This is a genomic window from Streptomyces sp. NPDC050439 (assembly GCF_040655335.1).
In the GTDB taxonomy this organism is placed as follows: Bacteria; Actinomycetota; Actinomycetes; order Streptomycetales; family Streptomycetaceae; genus Streptomyces.
The window spans coordinates 465,931-481,786 of the sequence record NZ_JBFAJT010000001.1 but is presented as its reverse complement, the minus strand read 5'-3'; the positions used below and the strand labels follow the sequence as shown (position 1 = coordinate 481,786).

Annotated in this window: 15 protein-coding genes; 8 read left to right on the top strand and 7 right to left on the bottom strand. The window is 71.3% G+C overall.

Annotation, left to right across the window (positions count from 1 at the left end; translation table 11 throughout):
- Nucleotides 1–86: 86 nt before the first annotated feature.
- Nucleotides 87–1,907 (bottom strand): NAD(P)/FAD-dependent oxidoreductase, encoded by a 1,821-nt coding sequence (locus AB0I66_RS02280; RefSeq protein WP_363205775.1) that lies wholly within the window; start codon nucleotides 1,905–1,907, stop codon nucleotides 87–89.
- Between the two features lie 176 nt (nucleotides 1,908–2,083).
- Between AB0I66_RS02280 and AB0I66_RS02275 the strand changes: the two genes are divergently transcribed.
- Nucleotides 2,084–3,145, top strand: coding sequence for an SDR family NAD(P)-dependent oxidoreductase (locus tag AB0I66_RS02275; protein ID WP_363205774.1), 1,062 nt, complete (start codon nucleotides 2,084–2,086; stop codon nucleotides 3,143–3,145).
- Nucleotides 3,146–3,297: 152 nt separating this feature from the next.
- Nucleotides 3,298–4,341 (top strand): SMP-30/gluconolactonase/LRE family protein, encoded by a 1,044-nt coding sequence (locus tag AB0I66_RS02270; protein WP_363205773.1) that lies wholly within the window; start codon nucleotides 3,298–3,300, stop codon nucleotides 4,339–4,341.
- Nucleotides 4,342–4,344: 3 nt separating this feature from the next.
- On the opposite strand, the gene AB0I66_RS02265 is transcribed toward AB0I66_RS02270, so the two are convergent.
- Both AB0I66_RS02265 and AB0I66_RS02260 read right to left on the bottom strand, forming a co-directional pair.
- Entirely contained in the window at nucleotides 4,345–4,881 is a 537-nt protein-coding gene (locus AB0I66_RS02265) for a helix-turn-helix domain-containing protein (RefSeq protein WP_363206650.1), read from the bottom strand.
- Between the two features lie 173 nt (nucleotides 4,882–5,054).
- Nucleotides 5,055–5,594 carry an ABATE domain-containing protein gene (locus AB0I66_RS02260; protein WP_363205772.1) on the bottom strand — a complete coding sequence of 180 codons (540 nt, stop codon included), beginning with the start codon at nucleotides 5,592–5,594 and terminating at the stop codon, nucleotides 5,055–5,057.
- 119 nt (nucleotides 5,595–5,713) lie between these two features.
- Here AB0I66_RS02260 and AB0I66_RS02255 point away from each other — a divergent pair, with 119 nt between their 5' ends.
- The 3 genes from AB0I66_RS02255 to AB0I66_RS02245 all read left to right on the top strand — a co-directional run bounded on the left by AB0I66_RS02255 (nucleotide 5,714) and on the right by AB0I66_RS02245 (nucleotide 8,778).
- The gene (locus AB0I66_RS02255) at nucleotides 5,714–6,409 is read left to right on the top strand and encodes a haloacid dehalogenase type II (protein WP_363205771.1); all 696 of its coding nucleotides are present in this window, start codon (nucleotides 5,714–5,716) and stop codon (nucleotides 6,407–6,409) included.
- A 283-nt stretch (nucleotides 6,410–6,692) separates the two neighbouring features.
- Nucleotides 6,693–7,811 (top strand): ABC transporter substrate-binding protein, encoded by a 1,119-nt coding sequence (locus AB0I66_RS02250; RefSeq protein ID WP_363205770.1) that lies wholly within the window; start codon nucleotides 6,693–6,695, stop codon nucleotides 7,809–7,811.
- An 88-nt stretch (nucleotides 7,812–7,899) separates the two neighbouring features.
- Nucleotides 7,900–8,778 (top strand): GNAT family N-acetyltransferase, encoded by an 879-nt coding sequence (locus AB0I66_RS02245; RefSeq protein ID WP_363205769.1) that lies wholly within the window; start codon nucleotides 7,900–7,902, stop codon nucleotides 8,776–8,778.
- 41 nt (nucleotides 8,779–8,819) lie between these two features.
- On the opposite strand, the gene AB0I66_RS02240 is transcribed toward AB0I66_RS02245, so the two are convergent.
- The gene (locus AB0I66_RS02240) at nucleotides 8,820–9,539 is read right to left on the bottom strand and encodes an ABC transporter permease (RefSeq protein WP_363205768.1); all 720 of its coding nucleotides are present in this window, start codon (nucleotides 9,537–9,539) and stop codon (nucleotides 8,820–8,822) included.
- A gap of 65 nt (nucleotides 9,540–9,604) precedes the next feature.
- The gene (locus AB0I66_RS02235; RefSeq protein WP_363205767.1) at nucleotides 9,605–10,498 is read right to left on the bottom strand and encodes an ABC transporter ATP-binding protein; all 894 of its coding nucleotides are present in this window, start codon (nucleotides 10,496–10,498) and stop codon (nucleotides 9,605–9,607) included.
- An 87-nt stretch (nucleotides 10,499–10,585) separates the two neighbouring features.
- Between AB0I66_RS02235 and AB0I66_RS02230 the strand changes: the two genes are divergently transcribed.
- Genes AB0I66_RS02230 through AB0I66_RS02220 form a run of 3 tightly spaced genes read left to right on the top strand, consistent with a single transcriptional unit; the run spans nucleotide 10,586 to nucleotide 12,590 of the window.
- On the top strand, nucleotides 10,586–10,831 hold the full coding sequence (locus AB0I66_RS02230; RefSeq protein ID WP_363205766.1) for a hypothetical protein: 246 nt from the start codon (nucleotides 10,586–10,588) through the stop codon (nucleotides 10,829–10,831).
- On the top strand, nucleotides 10,828–11,991 hold the full coding sequence (locus AB0I66_RS02225; RefSeq protein WP_363205765.1) for a histidine kinase: 1,164 nt from the start codon (nucleotides 10,828–10,830) through the stop codon (nucleotides 11,989–11,991). The genes AB0I66_RS02230 and AB0I66_RS02225 overlap by 4 nt, the downstream gene beginning before the upstream one ends.
- Nucleotides 11,988–12,590: a response regulator transcription factor gene (locus tag AB0I66_RS02220; RefSeq protein WP_363205764.1), complete on the top strand. Its 603-nt coding sequence runs from the start codon at nucleotides 11,988–11,990 to the stop codon at nucleotides 12,588–12,590. Before AB0I66_RS02225 ends, AB0I66_RS02220 begins: the two co-directional genes overlap by 4 nt.
- Nucleotides 12,591–12,620: 30 nt before the next feature.
- On the opposite strand, the gene AB0I66_RS02215 is transcribed toward AB0I66_RS02220, so the two are convergent.
- Together AB0I66_RS02215 and AB0I66_RS02210 are read right to left on the bottom strand one after the other, a co-directional pair.
- On the bottom strand, nucleotides 12,621–14,264 hold the full coding sequence (locus tag AB0I66_RS02215) for an ABC-F family ATP-binding cassette domain-containing protein (protein WP_363205763.1): 1,644 nt from the start codon (nucleotides 14,262–14,264) through the stop codon (nucleotides 12,621–12,623).
- A gap of 532 nt (nucleotides 14,265–14,796) precedes the next feature.
- Nucleotides 14,797–15,822, bottom strand: coding sequence for a YncE family protein (locus tag AB0I66_RS02210; protein WP_363205762.1), 1,026 nt, complete (start codon nucleotides 15,820–15,822; stop codon nucleotides 14,797–14,799).
- Nucleotides 15,823–15,856 lie beyond the last annotated feature (34 nt).

Sequence of the window (15,856 nt, the reverse complement as noted above, 5' to 3'; positions counted from 1 at the left end):
GGCCTTTCGCCATGAAGCTTTTCTCCTCTTGCCTGAGAAAAAGCCGTGTCGCCGCAAAATTAGGCTGATCAAGAGGGACCGGCAAATTATCGGACCGAGGTGGCCGCCCTCGCCCGGAGAGCTTCGCCCATGTTCTCCTCGCGCCAGCGGCGCAGCAGTTCGTGGAAGGCGACGGCACCGTGCGGGTAGGCCGTGGGGCCGTTCGGGCGTCCGCGGCCCTCGCCGTTGTAGTAGCCGGGGGTGCACTCGGCGTGGAACCACGCGTGGTCGGGGGCGCCCTGCGCGCAGACGTCGACCCAGGCGTCCTCGGCCTCGGGGGCGGGCTCGATGAGCGCTCCCTTCTCCTGCGCGGCGGCCACCAGGGCGGCGGCGTGCAAGGCCTGCTCGTCCAGGATGTGCGTGTAGTTCACGCTGCTCGCGTTCTGCAGTGAGCCCATCCGGATCAGGTTCGGGAAGCCGTTGCTGGTGAAACCGTGCAACGTGCGCGGACCCCGCTGCTTCCACGTGTCCATGAGCCGTACGCCGTCGCGGCCGGTCACCGGCAGCTTTCCCGAGGTGATGCCGGAGACGCCCACGGAGAAGCCGGTGGCGAACACCAGGCAGTCGACCTCGTACTCCACGCCGCCCACGACGACCCCCTGCTCGGTCATGCCCTCGATGCCGTGGGTGTCGGCGGTGTCCACCAGGGTGACGTTGGCGCGGTTGAACGCGGGCAGGTACTTGTCGGAGAACGTGGGGCGCTTGCACGCGTACCGGTACCAGGGCGTGAGGGCCGCGGCGGTGTCGGCGTCGGTGACCTCGGCGGCCACGCGTGCCCGGATCTGGTTCATCGTGGCGTGGTCGGCGACCTCGTAGGCGGCCTCGAAGTCCTTCTCACCGTGGCGGCGGAAGCTGGGCAGGAGCTTTTCGAGCAGGCCGGCCGAGGCCGTCCAGCGGTCGGCGACCAAGTCCTGTTCGGCGTCCTCGCCGGAGCAGATCCGCAGGAAGTTCTCGCGGCGCTCGCCGGCCCAGCCGGGCCGGTCCGCGCCGACCTCCCGTGGCGACATGCGCCGCTGGCCGCGTACGTCGACGGCGGAGGGGGTGCGCTGGAAGACGTACAGGTGTCCGGCGTCCGCGGCCAGCATCGGGATGACCTGGACGCCCGTGGCGCCGGTGCCGACGACGCCGACCCTCTTGCCCGCCAGGCCGTGCATGCCGCCCTCGGGGGTGCCGCCGGTGTACCCGTAATCCCAGCGCGAGGTGTGGAAGGTGTGGCCCTTGTAGTCCTCGATACCGGGGATACCCGGCAGTTTGGGCTCCGAGAGCGTGCCGGTGGAGGTGATGACGTAGGTCGCCCGGAACGCATCACCCCGGTCGGTGCCGACCACCCACTGCTCGGCTTCCTGATCCCACGTCAGATCAGTGGCGGCGGTGGAGAACAGTGCGTGCTCGTACAGGTCGAACTGCTCGGCGACACGCACCGCGTGACGGCGGATCTCCTCGCCCGGGGCGTACTTCCACTCGGGCACGTAACCGGTCTCGTCAAGCAGCGGCAGGTACACGTGGGACTCGATGTCGCAGTGGATGCCGGGGTAGCGGTTCCAGTACCAGGTGCCGCCGAAGTCGCCGCCCTTCCCGATGACGCGCACCTTCGCCACGCCCTGACGGCGCAGCCGCGCGCCCGCCAGGATGCCGCCGAACCCGCCACCGACGATCGCCACGTCCACCGTGTCGCGCAGGGGCTCGCGCTCCTTGACCCCGTCGGTGTACGGGTCGTCGGCGAAGTAGCCGAACTCCGCCTCCGTGGAACGGTATTGGCCCGTTCCCTCGGGGCGTACGCGGCGCTCCCGCTCGACGCGGTACCGCTCGCGCAGGGCGTCGATCTCCTGCGGGGTGGGCTGCTGGGGGGCGTGCTGCGGCCGAGGCATGGGGCGAGTCCTCTCGTGGGGGGAGGTGCGTCGGGCGCCGTGCGGGCGTGATCTGTGCCCTCGACGGGGCGCCCCGAGCGGTCACAGGTACCGTAACCCAGGAACCGGACAGTGTTGTCCGGTTGGGGTCGATCCCGCCACGGCCGGCCCGTGCGCCACGACATGAAAGGCCTGCGATGCACAAGCCCACCCCCGCCTCCCCGCTCCGCGACTGGCTGGCGGAACCCACCGCCGGACAGATCCTGCGCGGCTTCCTGGCCTCCCAGGGGCAGAGCGAAGAAGCCCTCGCGCCCGCCCTCGCCCTGCCGTTGGAACAGCTCGTGCGGATGTCCGCGGGGAAGTTCCCCGCGGAACTCGTGGACACGCTGGTCACCGCCGCTGACACCGGACGGATTCCCGACGGGGTGCCCACCGCGCCGGCCGCCGACGCCCCCGCGGTCACGGAGCCTGCCCCGGGCGTCGAGATCGGCGCTCCCGAGCCGTGGACCGAGCAGGTCACGCCCGGACGCTTCGCCGGCCAGCACGTCGTCGTCACCGGAGCCGCCTCCGGCATCGGACGTGCCGTCGCCTCCCGCATCGTGCGCGAGGGCGGCCGCGTCATCGCCGTCGACATCTCCGCCGACGGCCTCGCGGCCCTGGCCGCCGACCTGGGCGAGGCGCTGGTGCCCGTCACCGCGGACATCACCGAACCCGCGTCCGCCGAGGCGCTCGTGGCCGCTGCGGACGGCCGCGTGGACGGTCTGGCGAACGTCGCGGGCGTGATGGACGACGACGCCGCCGTGCACGAGGTCGACGACACCACCTGGGAACGCGTGATGCGCGTCAACGTCGAGGGTCCGATGCGCCTGATGCGCGCCGTCGTGCCCGGCATGCTCGCCGCGGGCGGCGGCCGGATCGTCAACGTCGTCTCCGAGGCGGCCCTGCGCGGCTCGGCGGCAGGCGCCGCGTACACGACCTCGAAGCACGCGCTGGTCGGCCTGACGATGTCGTCGGCCTACCAGTACGCGGGAACGGGCGTCCAGATCAACGCCGTTGCCCCCGGCGCGGTGGCCACCGGCATCGCGGTGCCTGCCGCCGCGCCGTTCGGCTCGGCCCGTACGGCGAAGATGCGCGTCGCCATCCCTCGCCTGGCCATGGCCGACGAGCTTGCAGCCTCGATCACGTTCCTGCTCAGCAAGGACGCGGTGAACATCAACGGCGCCATCCTGCCCTCCGACGGCGGCTGGTCGGCCGCCTGACCCCCTACCGCACGGCGCCCGCCGCTCACGCCGACGCCCGGCCCCACACACCGGCACCACGGCAGGCCCCCCGGCCCCACGGCCGTCAGCACGTCTCCTGCACATCAGCACGTCCGGCCCGCCCGGACGACGAGAAGGAGCACCCCCACCGCATGACCACCCACCCCACAACCCACCGCCGCTCTCGCGCCGCCTTGGCCGCTCTGGCCGCCGGCGGCCTGCTGGTCCTGGCCGGCTGCGGCACCCAGACCTCCGGTGCACCGGTCTCGCGCCCCGCCTCGTCCGGCGAGGGCAGGACCATCCGCGCCATCCAGGCCGCGCACGTGACCGACCCTCACGAGGCCACCGGCAGGACCCTCCTGGAGGGCCCGCTCCTGCTGAAGAACGGCGACCTGTACGTCGTGGACGTCACAGCGCCCGCCGGTGAACCGAAGGTCATCTCCGTCGACCTGGCCACCGGAAAGCACAAGGGGGTCTACACCGACAAGAAGGGCGCCTACACCTCCGCGCAGATCAGCCCGTACGACGGCCGCCTCTATCTCACCGACTACACCGGGTCCGTGGTCAGCACCGAGCCGGACGGCTCGGACCCGCGCACCTTCTTCTCCGGTGAGGTCGACGGCACGGCCATGAACCTCGACGACATCGCCTTCGACGACGAGGGCCACCTGTACGTCAGCGACCTGCACGGCATGAAGCCGGGCAAGGCCGATGGCCGGATCGTGCGCATCGACCGCGACGGCGAGAAGGCCACCGTCCTGGCCGACGGGCTCGCCCACCCCAACGGGGTGATGTTCGACCCCGGACTGCGCGGCCTGTGGATCAGCGAACTGGCCGAGAACACCGTCTCCTACCTGCTGCTCGACGCCGACAAGACCACCGTGACCTCACAGCACGAGGCCGTGCACGTCGACGCCGGTGTGGCCCAGACCGACTCCATAGCCGTGGACGCCGCCGGCAACCTCTACCAGGCGCTGCACGGCCGGCCGGCCATGGCCGTCTTCAGCCCGGACGGCGAACGGCTGGCCACCGTCGAAGTCCCGGCCAAGGCCGCCGAGGGTCTGGAGTCGGCGACCAACGTCGCCATCACGCCGGGCGGCAGGAAGGCCTACATGACCGTGAGCGGCCCCGACGGCGGATACGTCTACCGGTTCACCGCGCTCGCCGACGGCATCCGCCAGTCCAACGGCGGCTGACGCTCACCTCTGCGCGTCGGTCTCGACGGGCCGCAACGGTCCCACCTCGACGCCGAGCAGGCGCCAGGCCGCGAGGGCGCGGCGCTCCCGCTCGGCGGGGGTGGGGCCGGTCACGGCCCCCGAGACCATCGCGACGGCGAGCATGGCGTCGTCGGCGGACAGCCGGTGCCCGGCGGGCAGGCACCGGGACAGGACGCCATGCACACGCCCCGCCAGCGCTTGGGCCTGCTCGCCGTCGCCGCGGGCGCCGCGTATGCGCAACAGGTCCACGAATGCCGTCGAGCGGGTCAGGTGCCAGGTGACCACGCCCAGGACGCTCGCCGGGCTCGCGTCGGGCTCGTCCGCGGCCCGTTCGATCTGCTGGACGTTCTCGTCGAGGACCGCCGAGGCCAGCGCGACCCGGTCGGCGAAATGCCGGTAGAGGCTGCCCTGTCCCACCCCTGCGCGGCGCGCGACGGCCGACAGCGGTGCGTCGAGACCTTGCTCGGCGAACACCTCGCGGGCGGCGGCGATCAGGGCGGCGCGATTGCGTGCCGCCACCCGCCGCCCCTGGTTGGCCGGACGGGTCGCGCCGGCCGCGCTGTCGCGGGCGGCCGGCCGCGAGCCATGGGGTGGGGAGGGGTTCGTCACGCTGGCAGGGTAGTACGACCCCTCTGTCCGGCTTCGCAGGCCAGGCCTCGTGCAGTTGAGCTCGGGTTCGGGGCGATCGTGCTTCACGGGGTGGTGTGTTTGCGGGCTCGGTAGGCGGCGGCCTTGACGCGATTGCCGCAGGCCTGCATGCCGCACCACGTACGGCGCGTGCCGCGGGAGCGGTCGAGGTACAGGCGGGTGCAGCTCGGGCGGCCGCACTCCTTGAGGCAGGTGTGGGGATCGGCGAGCAGGGTGATGGCGCGCCGGGCGATGTGGGCGAGCGCGGAGGCGACATCTCCCGTCCGGCGGATGCCCGCGTCGCCGAGGCGGAGAGCCGGGGGTGGTCCGGCGGCGACGGTGTTGAGGACGTCCAGACCGGCCGGCTCGTAGCGGCGGCCGTGCATGCGGTCGACGGCAAGCCGATGAATGGCCTCGCGGAGCTGCACGGCGCCGGCGAGGGCCGTGGCGTCGGCGCTGACCTGATCCGGGAGCTCGTCGCAGGCCAGCACCCACTGTTCGAGGTCCCCGGGGGTGGTCAGGAGGTCGCGGGGCCGGTCGCGGCGGGATTCCACGGTGGCGACCAGGTCCAGGGCGGGATTGCCGCTCACGAAGGCGAAGTGCACGTCACCATCTTGACCGGTGACGGGGGTCGGGGCAAGACTCGTCACCTGTTCAGCCGGTGACGTACGGGCGGGGTCCGCGGGATGCTCGTCACGCCCAACTGCTGGGAAGAGGAGAGCGGATGCCAGGTACAGGCGATGTCGATGTGGTCGTCTTCGATGTGCTGGGGACGATGGTGGACGAGTCCGGAGGGCTGCGGGCGGCTCTGCGCGAGACGCTGCCCGCCTCCGCCGACGAAGCTTCCGTGGAAGGACTGCTCACGGTCTGGCGGGAGCACGTCGAGCGTGAGCAGCGGCGCATCGCAGAGGGAGCGCGGGCGTACGCGAACAGTGAGGTCATCGACCGGGAGGCGGCCGAGCGCGTCGCCGAGCACGCCGGGCTGGGCGACCCGGTGGCCATCGGACGGCTGGCCGGGGCATCGCAGCGGCTGGAGCCGTGGCCGGATTCCGTCGCCGGGCTCGTGCGGCTCGCGGGGCGGTTTCCGGTGCTGGGCCTGTCGCATGCCGCCCGGGGGGTGTTGCTGCGGTTGAACGCGTACGCGGGGTTGCGCTGGCATCAGGCGTTGTCCGGCGAGGAGGTACGGGCGTACAAGCCCGCACCGGAGGTCTACCGGCTCGCGATCGAGGCGGCGGGGTGTCCGGCCGGGCGGGTGCTGATGGTCGCCGCGCACGCATGGGACCTGCGAGGGGCGCAAGCCGTGGGGATGCAAACGGCGTTCGTGCGGCGGCCGGTGGGAGACCCGCCGCGCAGCACCGACACCTTCGACCGGCAGGTGGAGAGCCTGGAGGAGCTGGCGGCCGCACTGGAGGTGGCGTAGTGGGGCAGCAGAAAGCCCCAGACTTCGTGCTGAAGTCCGGGGCTTCGCCTTGAGCGCTGGGCAGGCCTTGCACCTGCATTTCCCCGCAGGAAGCGGGGCGTCTTTCCTTGGACGACCAACGCCGGGCCCGCTGCCGGTAGTTCTCCGGCCGCAGGCTCAAGATCAACCATAACGTACGAGAGGAGGAGGCGAAAATCGGTTGCCCGTCGACGGCGGCGGCGGATGCACTGTCCGGCATGGTCACCGAGCCTCGGTCGAATCGCCCCACAGGAGGCGCCCGCGCATGAGTACGTCACCATCGCCGTTCGGAGCGGATCGTGCTGACGGCCCGTCCGTTCGCATCGGCGCTCTCGTCCCGCTGACCCGGCCCGGCTGGGCCGAGGCGGGCCGGCACCTGCTCGCAGGACTCGACCTGGCCGTTCGTGAGGTCAATGACGCCGACGGGATCGCCGGAAAGCCGCTCGAACTGGTGGTCAGGGACACCGCTGCCGATCCGCTCAAAGCCGCTGCGGCCGTGGACGAACTGGCCGCTCTGGGCGTGGCCGCCGTGGTGGGGGAGTACCACAGCGTCGTGGCCCGCGCCGCTGCCGGGCGGGCCGACGCACTCGGCCTGCCGTACCTCTGCTCGTCGGCGGTTCTCGACGCGCTCACCGACGAGCCGACGCAGTGGGTCGCGCGCCTGTCCCCGCCGCAGTCCCGAGGGTGGCGGGTCTACGCGGACTTCCTGCTCGGCGCGGGCCACCGCCGCATCGCGGTGGCGACCCAGCCGAGTGTCTACTGGGCAGCCGGGACGCGCATTCTGCGGGATCACCTCGCTCCAGGCGGCGGCAGCGTCATCGCACTCGACATGAGCGCGCTCACCCCCGCGGCCGTGTGCGACGCACTCGTCGACCAGGAAGCGACAGCGCTCCTTCTGCTGGTCGGGCACCCGGAGCCGGCCGTACCGCTCGTCAAGGCCGTCCGCCGCGACCCCCGTCTCGCGGAGATTCAGGTCGGCGCCCCGGCCGGGCAGCCGGAGTTCGCCGCATGGGCGGCGCTCCTGGGCGACGACGGCGCGGCGATCCCGTTCCTTCGATACCTGCCCGAGCACCTCGGCCCACTCGGCGCACGAGTCGGGACGGCCCTTCGCGAACGGCTGGACGGCGCGCCCTCCTTCGTCGCCTTCGAGGGGTACGACACCGTCGCCGTCCTGGCCGAAGTCCTGCGCTCCCAGGGCGCGGACCGGGCACGCATCGCCGCGTCCTGGCCGCGCGTCGCGGTCGAAGGAACCCGCGGGCGCATCGAGTTCTCGCGTACGCCGGGCATCAGTGTCTGGCAGTGGGCCCGGACGCCGATCCAGGTGGTCGACCGGGACCCGGCGGAACCTGGCCGCTTTCGGATCCTGCACACCGACACGGCGTGAAACGGTCCTCGCGCCCGTCGACGGTCATCGCGCCCGTCGATCGAAAACCAGGTGCGGGCAGTTGGCCCGGTGATGTGTCATCGGCGGCATGGCGATCGCGTTGAACGTACCGGGAGTCGATGAGCTGCACGAGGCCGTGGGCGTGCTGCGGGAGTGGCAGGGCGAAGGAGCGCCGATGCAACTCCATCCGGGGGACCTGGGCTGGTTCTGGCGGTCAGGTGCGGAAGCGACGGCCGCGGCGGTCCGGACGTGGAGCAAGGGCGGGCGGATGCTCGCGATCGGACTGCTCGACGGCCCGGGGCTGCTGCGGCTGACGATCGCGCCGGACGCCCGCCGGGACGAGGAGCTCGCGCGACAGTTGGTGCGGGACGTGACCGCACCGGAGCGTGGCGTGCTCCCGGACGGCAAGGCGAGCATCGAGGCGCCGATGGACGCGCTGATCCAGGACCTCCTCGCCGAGGACGGCTGGCCCACCGACGAGCCGTGGACGCCGCTGCGCCGCGACCTCACCGAGCCGGTGAAGGGCCCCGGCCTGCGGATCGAGACGATCGTTCCGGAGCGGGCCCACGTGTTCGCGGCGGTCCTCCGGGCCGCGTTCGAAGGGGCGAGGTTCACGGGCGAGCAATGGCAGGCACTGGCGGCCGGATCGCCGTACGCCACCGCTCGCTCTCTGGTCGCCCACGACGACCAGGGTGAGGCGGTGGCGGCCGTGACCGTGTGGTCGGCCGGTCCGGGGAAGCCGGGGCTCCTCGAGCCGATGGGCGTTCACGCGGCCCACCGCGGTCACGGCTACGGCACGGCGATGTGTGTCGCCGCGGCCGCCGCACTCCAGGAGATGGGCTCGTCCAGTGCGCTGGTCTGTACGCCGGGCTCGAACGTCGGAGCCGTCGCCACGTACCGGGCAGCCGGCTTTCGTCAACTGGGCGAAATGCGGGACCGGTTGCGCGAAGCTGAGCCGCCTCGGTGACTGGGTCTCAGTGACTCGGTCTCAGTGACTCCGCGGTCCGGTCACCGGCGCGGTTCCCAGCGGAACAGCCGCGAGGCCAGGGCGGCGGAGACGACGACCCAGCTGAGGGTGGGAAGCAGCAGCGGCAGTGACTCGGCCACGGGGACGCCGCCGTTCCAGGCGTTGAGGACGAGTTCGGTGGCCGAGCCGCCGGGGAGCAGCCGCTTGAGCAGGGTCAGCTCCTCGGTCCCGGTGATGGCCACCCAGTTGGCGACGGCGATGGCGCCCAGGCTGATGGGCAGCGTCGTCACCTGGGCGTGCTCGGGGGAGTTGGTCAGGCCCGCGGTGCCAAGGCCCAGGGCGAGCATCATGAGCACGGTCGAGAGCACCGCGACCGTGAGGAGGAGCGCGTTGTCCGGTTTCCCGGCGACAGCGGCCAGCACGGCGAGGATCGCGCCCACCTGGATCAGCGCGAGGACGGTGACCGGAAGCACCAGCCCCGTGAGAATGCCGGCGTCGCTCGCGGGCGTGGAGCGCAGCCGCTTGAGGAAGAGGGTCTGCCGGCGCGAGGCGAGCGTGGTCACCGTGGAGGCGTAGAGCCCGAAGGCGGAGACGGTGAACATCACCACCGCCGCGATGTATCCGAGGCTGCGCAGGTCCGCGAAGGTCTCGTGTCTGTAGACGAAGAACACGCAGACGGCCACGGGAATGATGAAGCTGTTGAGCAGAACCAGCCGGTTCCGGAAGATCTGGGTGAGCTCGCTCAGAGCGATGGAAAGCATCGTGAGGGTCCTCTTCTGGGGAGGGTCCGGGGTGATTTCAGAGGGAGGGAAACTTCGAGGGCGGGCTACGCGCTCTGTGTGGTGCCGATGGCGCGGAAGACGTCATCGAGCCGCGTCGGCCCGGCCTGAAGTTCGCGCAGCTCCACCGCGTTGGCGTGCGCCCAGCCGAGCAGGATGTGCAGATCCTTCTGCAGGCCGAAGGTCTCGACGAGCACCTTCCCGTCGCTCCCGCGCGTGGCCTGCAGCGGCAGCGCGGGTGCGGCGAGCGGAAGGAAGAAGCTGATGGCGGCCGGCAGCGTCCGCGTCAGCTCGGCGACGGTCCCTTCCTGGTGGAAGGCGCCCTGATGCATGAGGCCGATGCGATCGGCGCGCTGCTGGGCCTCCTCCAGGTAGTGCGTGGTGAGCACGATGGTGGAGCCGTCCTCGCGCAGCTTGTCCACGGCGTCCCACAGGGCGTCACGGGACTGGATGTCCAGGCCGGTGGTCGGCTCGTCCAGGAAGATCAGCTCGGGGCTTCCGTACACGGCGGTCGCGAAGTCGAGACGCCGCTTCTCGCCGCCGGAGAGCTGGGAGACCTTGGTGGCTGCCTTGTGCGTCAGGTCGACGATGCTCAGGACGCGCTCGACCCGGTCATCGCGCTGCGAGAGGCTGCCGATCAGGCGGATCGATTCCCGCACCGTCAGATCCGGGGTGAAGCCGCTCTCCTGCAGCATGATGCCCATCCTGGGCCGTACGGAGCGCCGGTCGAGCGGACTCTGCCCGAACACCCGTACGGCGCCCGAGGTCGCCGTACGGTGGCCCTCGATGGTCTCCAGGGTCGAGGTCTTGCCGGCTCCGTTGGTGCCGAGCAGCGCGTAGAGCTCCCCTTTGTTCACCTGGAAGGACAGGTCCTTCACGGCGTGGAAGTCGCCGTAGCTGAGGTTGAGACGGTCAACGTCGATGACTGGTGTCGAGGTCATGCATCCATCTCAGCCCGCCGCACGCGCACCCGGCAGGGGCGTGGTGTCACCACCGGGCCATGACATTTCTCGGGGCACACCCATGACGTGGTGTCACTGGTGGCGCCCACGGAGCGCGACGAATACTGCGGGCGGACGCTGCCGTACGACCCCGGAGACCCGCCCATGGAAACCAGGCCCCCGCGCCCTGCGCTGATGGCCCCCACGACCGTCTTCCCCCTGGTCAGCGCGGCGCTCGCCCTCTCCAGCCGCGGCGTGAGCCCGTATCCTGACGCCATGCAGCCGTGGTCCCGGAACAGTCAGTGGCCGATGCTCGCGGACGACGGCCGGTGAGGCCGATTCTCCGGGCCGCGCAGGCGGCGCCCGAGCACGCCCGGACCACGCAGGGACGGCTGCGCAACGTCAACCTGACGATGTTCATCCCGCCGCTCGTTGTCGTGGGTGCGGTCCTGGTGGCGGTCGATGCCCGGTCCTGGGGGGAGGCCGTCGTGCTGACTCTGGGTGCGGTGGCGGGCCTGGTGGTCGTCGAGCGGTGGACGGCGGGCGACACCTCCCGCGTCGTGCTCCCCTGCCTGATCGTCACCGCTGCCGTGTGGGTGCTCGGGGTGCTTGTGACCGACAGCCGCACCGCTTGCTACGGCATCACGATCGTGGGCCCCTTCTTCATCTCCCAGCTGCCCCGCCACCGAGGCGCGGCGACCCTGGGTCTTGCCGCGTTCATCGCAGGGGTGGGCGCGACGAGGCTGCTCGAAGCGCCGGACGACGTCTCCCGCGTTCTGATCCTCTTCGTCCTCCTGCCCACCGGCGTCACCGTGGCCGCGACCGGCCTCATGCTCGTCAACCAGCGCTTCTACCGCGTCATCGAGCAGTCCCGGGAACGCGACGCCGAGCTGGCCGTCATCCGGGAACGCATCCGGTTCGCCAGCGATCTGCACGACATCCAGGGCCACACACTGCACGTGGTGAAACTGAAGATCACGCTGGCCGAGAAGCTGCTGCACAGCGACATCGCGCGCGTGCAGGAGGAGCTGCGCGAGGTGCACGCCCTGGTCGGCGACACCATCACCCAGACCAAGGAGCTCGCCTACGCACAACGGCGGCTCAACCTGTCCGTGGAGCTGGAGAACGCGAAGAACCTCTTCGAGGCCGCGGGCATCAGCGTGCGCGTCGACCGCGAGGCCGACGTGGACGAGAGAGTCAACGGACTGCTCGGCCAGGTGCTCCGCGAGACGACGACCAACATCCTGCGCCACGCGAACGCCACCCGGGTGCGGATCACTCTCTCCGCGTCGGGCATCACCATCGTCAACGACGGCGCACCCGAAGGCCCCCTCCCGAAGCTCGGCGGCCTGGCCACCCTCACGGAACGCGTGGGCGACAACGGAGGCGAGCTGACGGTGGAACAGAAGGACGGCAGCTTCGTCACCGCTGCCGCGTTCCCCCGCCCCGGATCAGCGACACCGCCCTTCGTGGCGCGGGAGGACGAGCGATGACCACCGTGGTGCTAGCCGACGACGAGGCCCTGCTCCGCAAGGCGCTCGCCGCGCTGCTGCCGCTCGAAGGCGACATCACCGTGCTCGCCGAAGCGCAGGACGGCGCGTCGGCGATCGAGGCCACCTTGCGCCATCGGCCCGACGTGCTCGTCATCGACCTGGAGATGCCCGGTGTGGACGGCCTCGGCGCCGTCGCCGAGATCCGCCGCACACAGCCGGACCAGGTGATCCTCATGCTGACCCGCCATGCCAGACCAGGCGTGCTCCGCAAGGCGCTGAGACTGGGCGTCCAGGGCTTCGTCAGCAAGTCGGCGGAGCCCGCGCACATCACGTCGGTCATCGCCACCCTGCACGAGGGCAAACGCTGGATCGACCCGGACGTCTCCGCGCTCGCCGTCGTCGACGACTGCCCCCTCACCGACCGCGAGATCGACGTGCTGCGGGTGACCGGTGAGGGGTACTCCGTCGCTGACATCGCCGTCCGCCTCAGCCTCGCGCAGGGCACCGTACGCAACTACCTCTCGAACGCCATGCAGAAGACCCAGACGCGGACCCGGCACGAAGCGGCGCGTTACGCGCGGGAACACGACTGGCTCTAGCGGCGCACGAAGGGTGCGGGCCTGGCCGCGTCAGACTCCGGTGCCCGCAGGTTCGCCCACCTCCAGACGCGGCCAGTGCGCGAGGTCCCGCAGCAGTTGCCGGTCGTGTGTCGCGACGACCACGGTGGCACTCGTGACGCGCAGCGCGTCGGTCAACTCGTCGACCAGCGTCGCCGACAGGTGGTTGGTCGGCTCGTCGAGCAGGATGAGGCCGGGCCGCCCGGCCAGCGCGAGCGCCAGGTCGAGACGCCGCTGCTGGCCCTGCGACATGCGCCCGACCGGCGTGCGCATCGCGTCGGCGTCCAGCAGACCGAGCGCCCGGAGCGGATGAGCCTCGGCGTCGCGGATCACCCCACCGGCCACCAGCCGTCCCACGTGACGGGCATGCACCTCGTGAGCGGTGAGCCCGGGGTCCTGCTGGGCCGTCTCCTGGGTGACCTGCACGATCCGCGCCCCCTTCGCCGTCCGCAGGTGACCGTGTGTGGGCGCGAGGGAACCGGAGAGCACCGCGAGCAGCGTGGACTTCCCGGCGCCGTTGGGCCCGGTGACAAGGAGCCGGTCGCCGCCGTCGAGAGTCAGGTCGACCGGCTCGCCGAGCCGCCCCTCGACCGCGACGCCGTGCGCCCGCAGCTGCGAGGCGCCCGGCCGGACCCCCAGGTCCGGCCACCGCAACACCGGCGGGGGCTGCGGCACGTCGATCCGGTGCGCGTCCAAGGCGTCCTGCTGCCGCTTCAGGGCCTGTACGACGCCGGGGGCGCGGGACTGCCGCTGATGCTTGCCGGTCCCCTTGTCGGGCCGCCAGCCCGTGGAGAGCCGGTCACGGGCCGCCGAGACGGCGTCGTGCAGCCGCCGGTGTTCGGCCTGCTGCTCCTCATGGTCCTGCTCCCAGCGCTCCCGGTCGCGACGCCGGGCGTGCTGCCAGGCCTCATAGCCGCCGGCGTAAAGGCGGGGCTTGCCGTCACGGGACGGGTCGAGGTCCAGGAAGCGGTTCGCGACGTCTCGCAGCAGCGCCCGGTCGTGGCTGACGACGGCGAGACCGCCCTCGTGCTCGCGCAGCCTGCGGGTCAGGAAGTCCAGGCCGCCCGCGTCGAGATGGTTGGTGGGTTCGTCGAGCAGCAGGATGTCGTGCCGCGCGCCGAGCAGGCACGCGAGACGGACCCGGTATCGCTGCCCGACCGACAGCGTCGACAGGAGACGGTCGCGGTCGGTGCAGGCGTGCAGCGCCTCCAGGGCGACATCGACGCGGCGTTCGGCGTCCCACGCGTCGAGCCGGGTGGCGGCGTCGAGCGCGGCGGCGTAGCGGTCGTCGGCGGAGGCGTCCCCCTCGGTCATGGCGAGGGTCGCCTCGTCCAGTGCGGCGAGGGCCGCGAGCGAGGCGGCCAGCGCCTGGGACGTCAGGGTGCCGACGGTCTCCCCGTCGCCCACGAACAGCTCCTGGCGGGCCAGACCGATCGTCCCGGCCCGGTGCACGGTGCCCTCATCGGGCGCGAGCAGTCCGGCGAGGACGTGCAGCAGCGTCGTCTTGCCCCGGCCGTTCTCGCCCACGACGGCGATGCGCGACCGCGCGGAGAGCGTGACCGAGACGTCGTCCAGGACACGCCGGGACCCGCGGGTGACGGTGAGGCCCTGGGCGCGGACGTGCGCACTGCCGCCCGCTTCGACGGGCTGGGACACGGCTTCGGGGAAATGGGGAGTACGGGGGAAAGGAGAGAGGTTCAACAGATGCTCCGCAGCTCGCAGTGGAGCCGGGCAGCAAGAAGCAGCCGCCCGGCGGGAACCGGAACGGCGGCGAATTCAACAGGGAGAAGGCGCCGCCGTCAGCGGGCGGAGCGGACCTTCTGCGACCAGATACCTCGTGCCATAACGATCAGATTAGCAGGGGTGCCGTTCCGGCCGCCGGGCGTGCGGACGCGGCCACCCGGCGTGCACCATGCCGAAGTACGCTGCGCCGGGGGAGGGGCATGGACGTCAACGCGCGCATGGTCCAGGCCAACGTGGCGCTGATCGCGCTGTTGCTCCTCCTCGTGGCCGTGGTCGCGACGCGCGGCGAGTGACTCCGGTACGCGGTGGACGTACGACGAGGTCTTCGACGACGCGGGCACCGGCCATCTGTCCGACGTGACGGTCCCCGGCACCGGCAAGATCGTCGGTATTGGCTTCGTCCATGTCTCCCAGGGCTCCGACTCCTTGTACCGGTCGGTGATCGTCAGCCTGAAGCGCTGAGCAGCGCTGAGGCGTCCGGTTCCAGCCGGGTGGCGAAACCGTTCACGACGGCGAACCGGTCCAGGTCGACGACGGCGATCCGGTTGGTGCCCAAGAGAGACACGTACGCGAGCGGCTTGCTCGGATGGAGTGTCACCGCCGACGGGGTGCCGTCGAGGTCGAGGGAGCGGATCCGCCGCAGGCCGGTGCTCCAGACGGCGAGGGTGTTGGCGACGATGTCCGTCACCAACAGCCGTTCGTCGTCGAGCGTGTAGACCCGCAAGGGGTCTCCGCCCGTCTTCCTGGTCCGCCGCACCTTCATGGTGCGGGCGTCTATCGCGACCAGTGAGGAGCTCTTGCGGGCTCCGACGAACAGCGTCTTCTCGTCGCGGCTCAGACAGCTGCTCTCGGGGAGTTGGCCGGGTGTGACCAGGACAGGCGGGACCGAGGCGTCGTGCGGGCGCACGAGGCTCACCGTGTGGGACAACAGCCCCGTGACATAGGCGCGTTCGCCGTCACGGCTGAGCGAGAACAGGTGGGTCTTCACCCCGTGAGTGGGCACTGCCCTGGTGGGCGCGAGATCGGTGGACGGCTCGTCGAAGCCGAGCAGGACCGCCTTCTCCTCGCTCAGTGCGTACAGCCGGTCATGACGGTCGATGCCCATGCCGTGGATGCGACGGAAAGGGCGGGTGTCGATCGTCCGGGCGAGGGACCGCTCTGCCAGGTCGATGACGAAGACAGCGGCGCCGCCCTCGCCGACGGTGGACGCCATGCGCACTCCGTAGTGCCCGACGTAGGCGAAACGTCTGCGCGAGTCGACGACCATCTCGTGCGGATAGTCGGGCAGTTGGACGGTCTCCTGCTGCTGACCCGAGTCGGCATCGTAGAAACTCACCGTGTGGCCGCTCTTCTCCACCACCATCAGTACGTCGGCTTTCGCCGTGCGGGAGGCGCCCGAGGCGGGCGTGGAAAGCCCGCTAGCCAACGTCCCGGCCCCCATCGCCTTGATCACTGTCCGACGCGTCGTCACAGTCCCACACTCCGATCTCTCGACAGTCAACCGA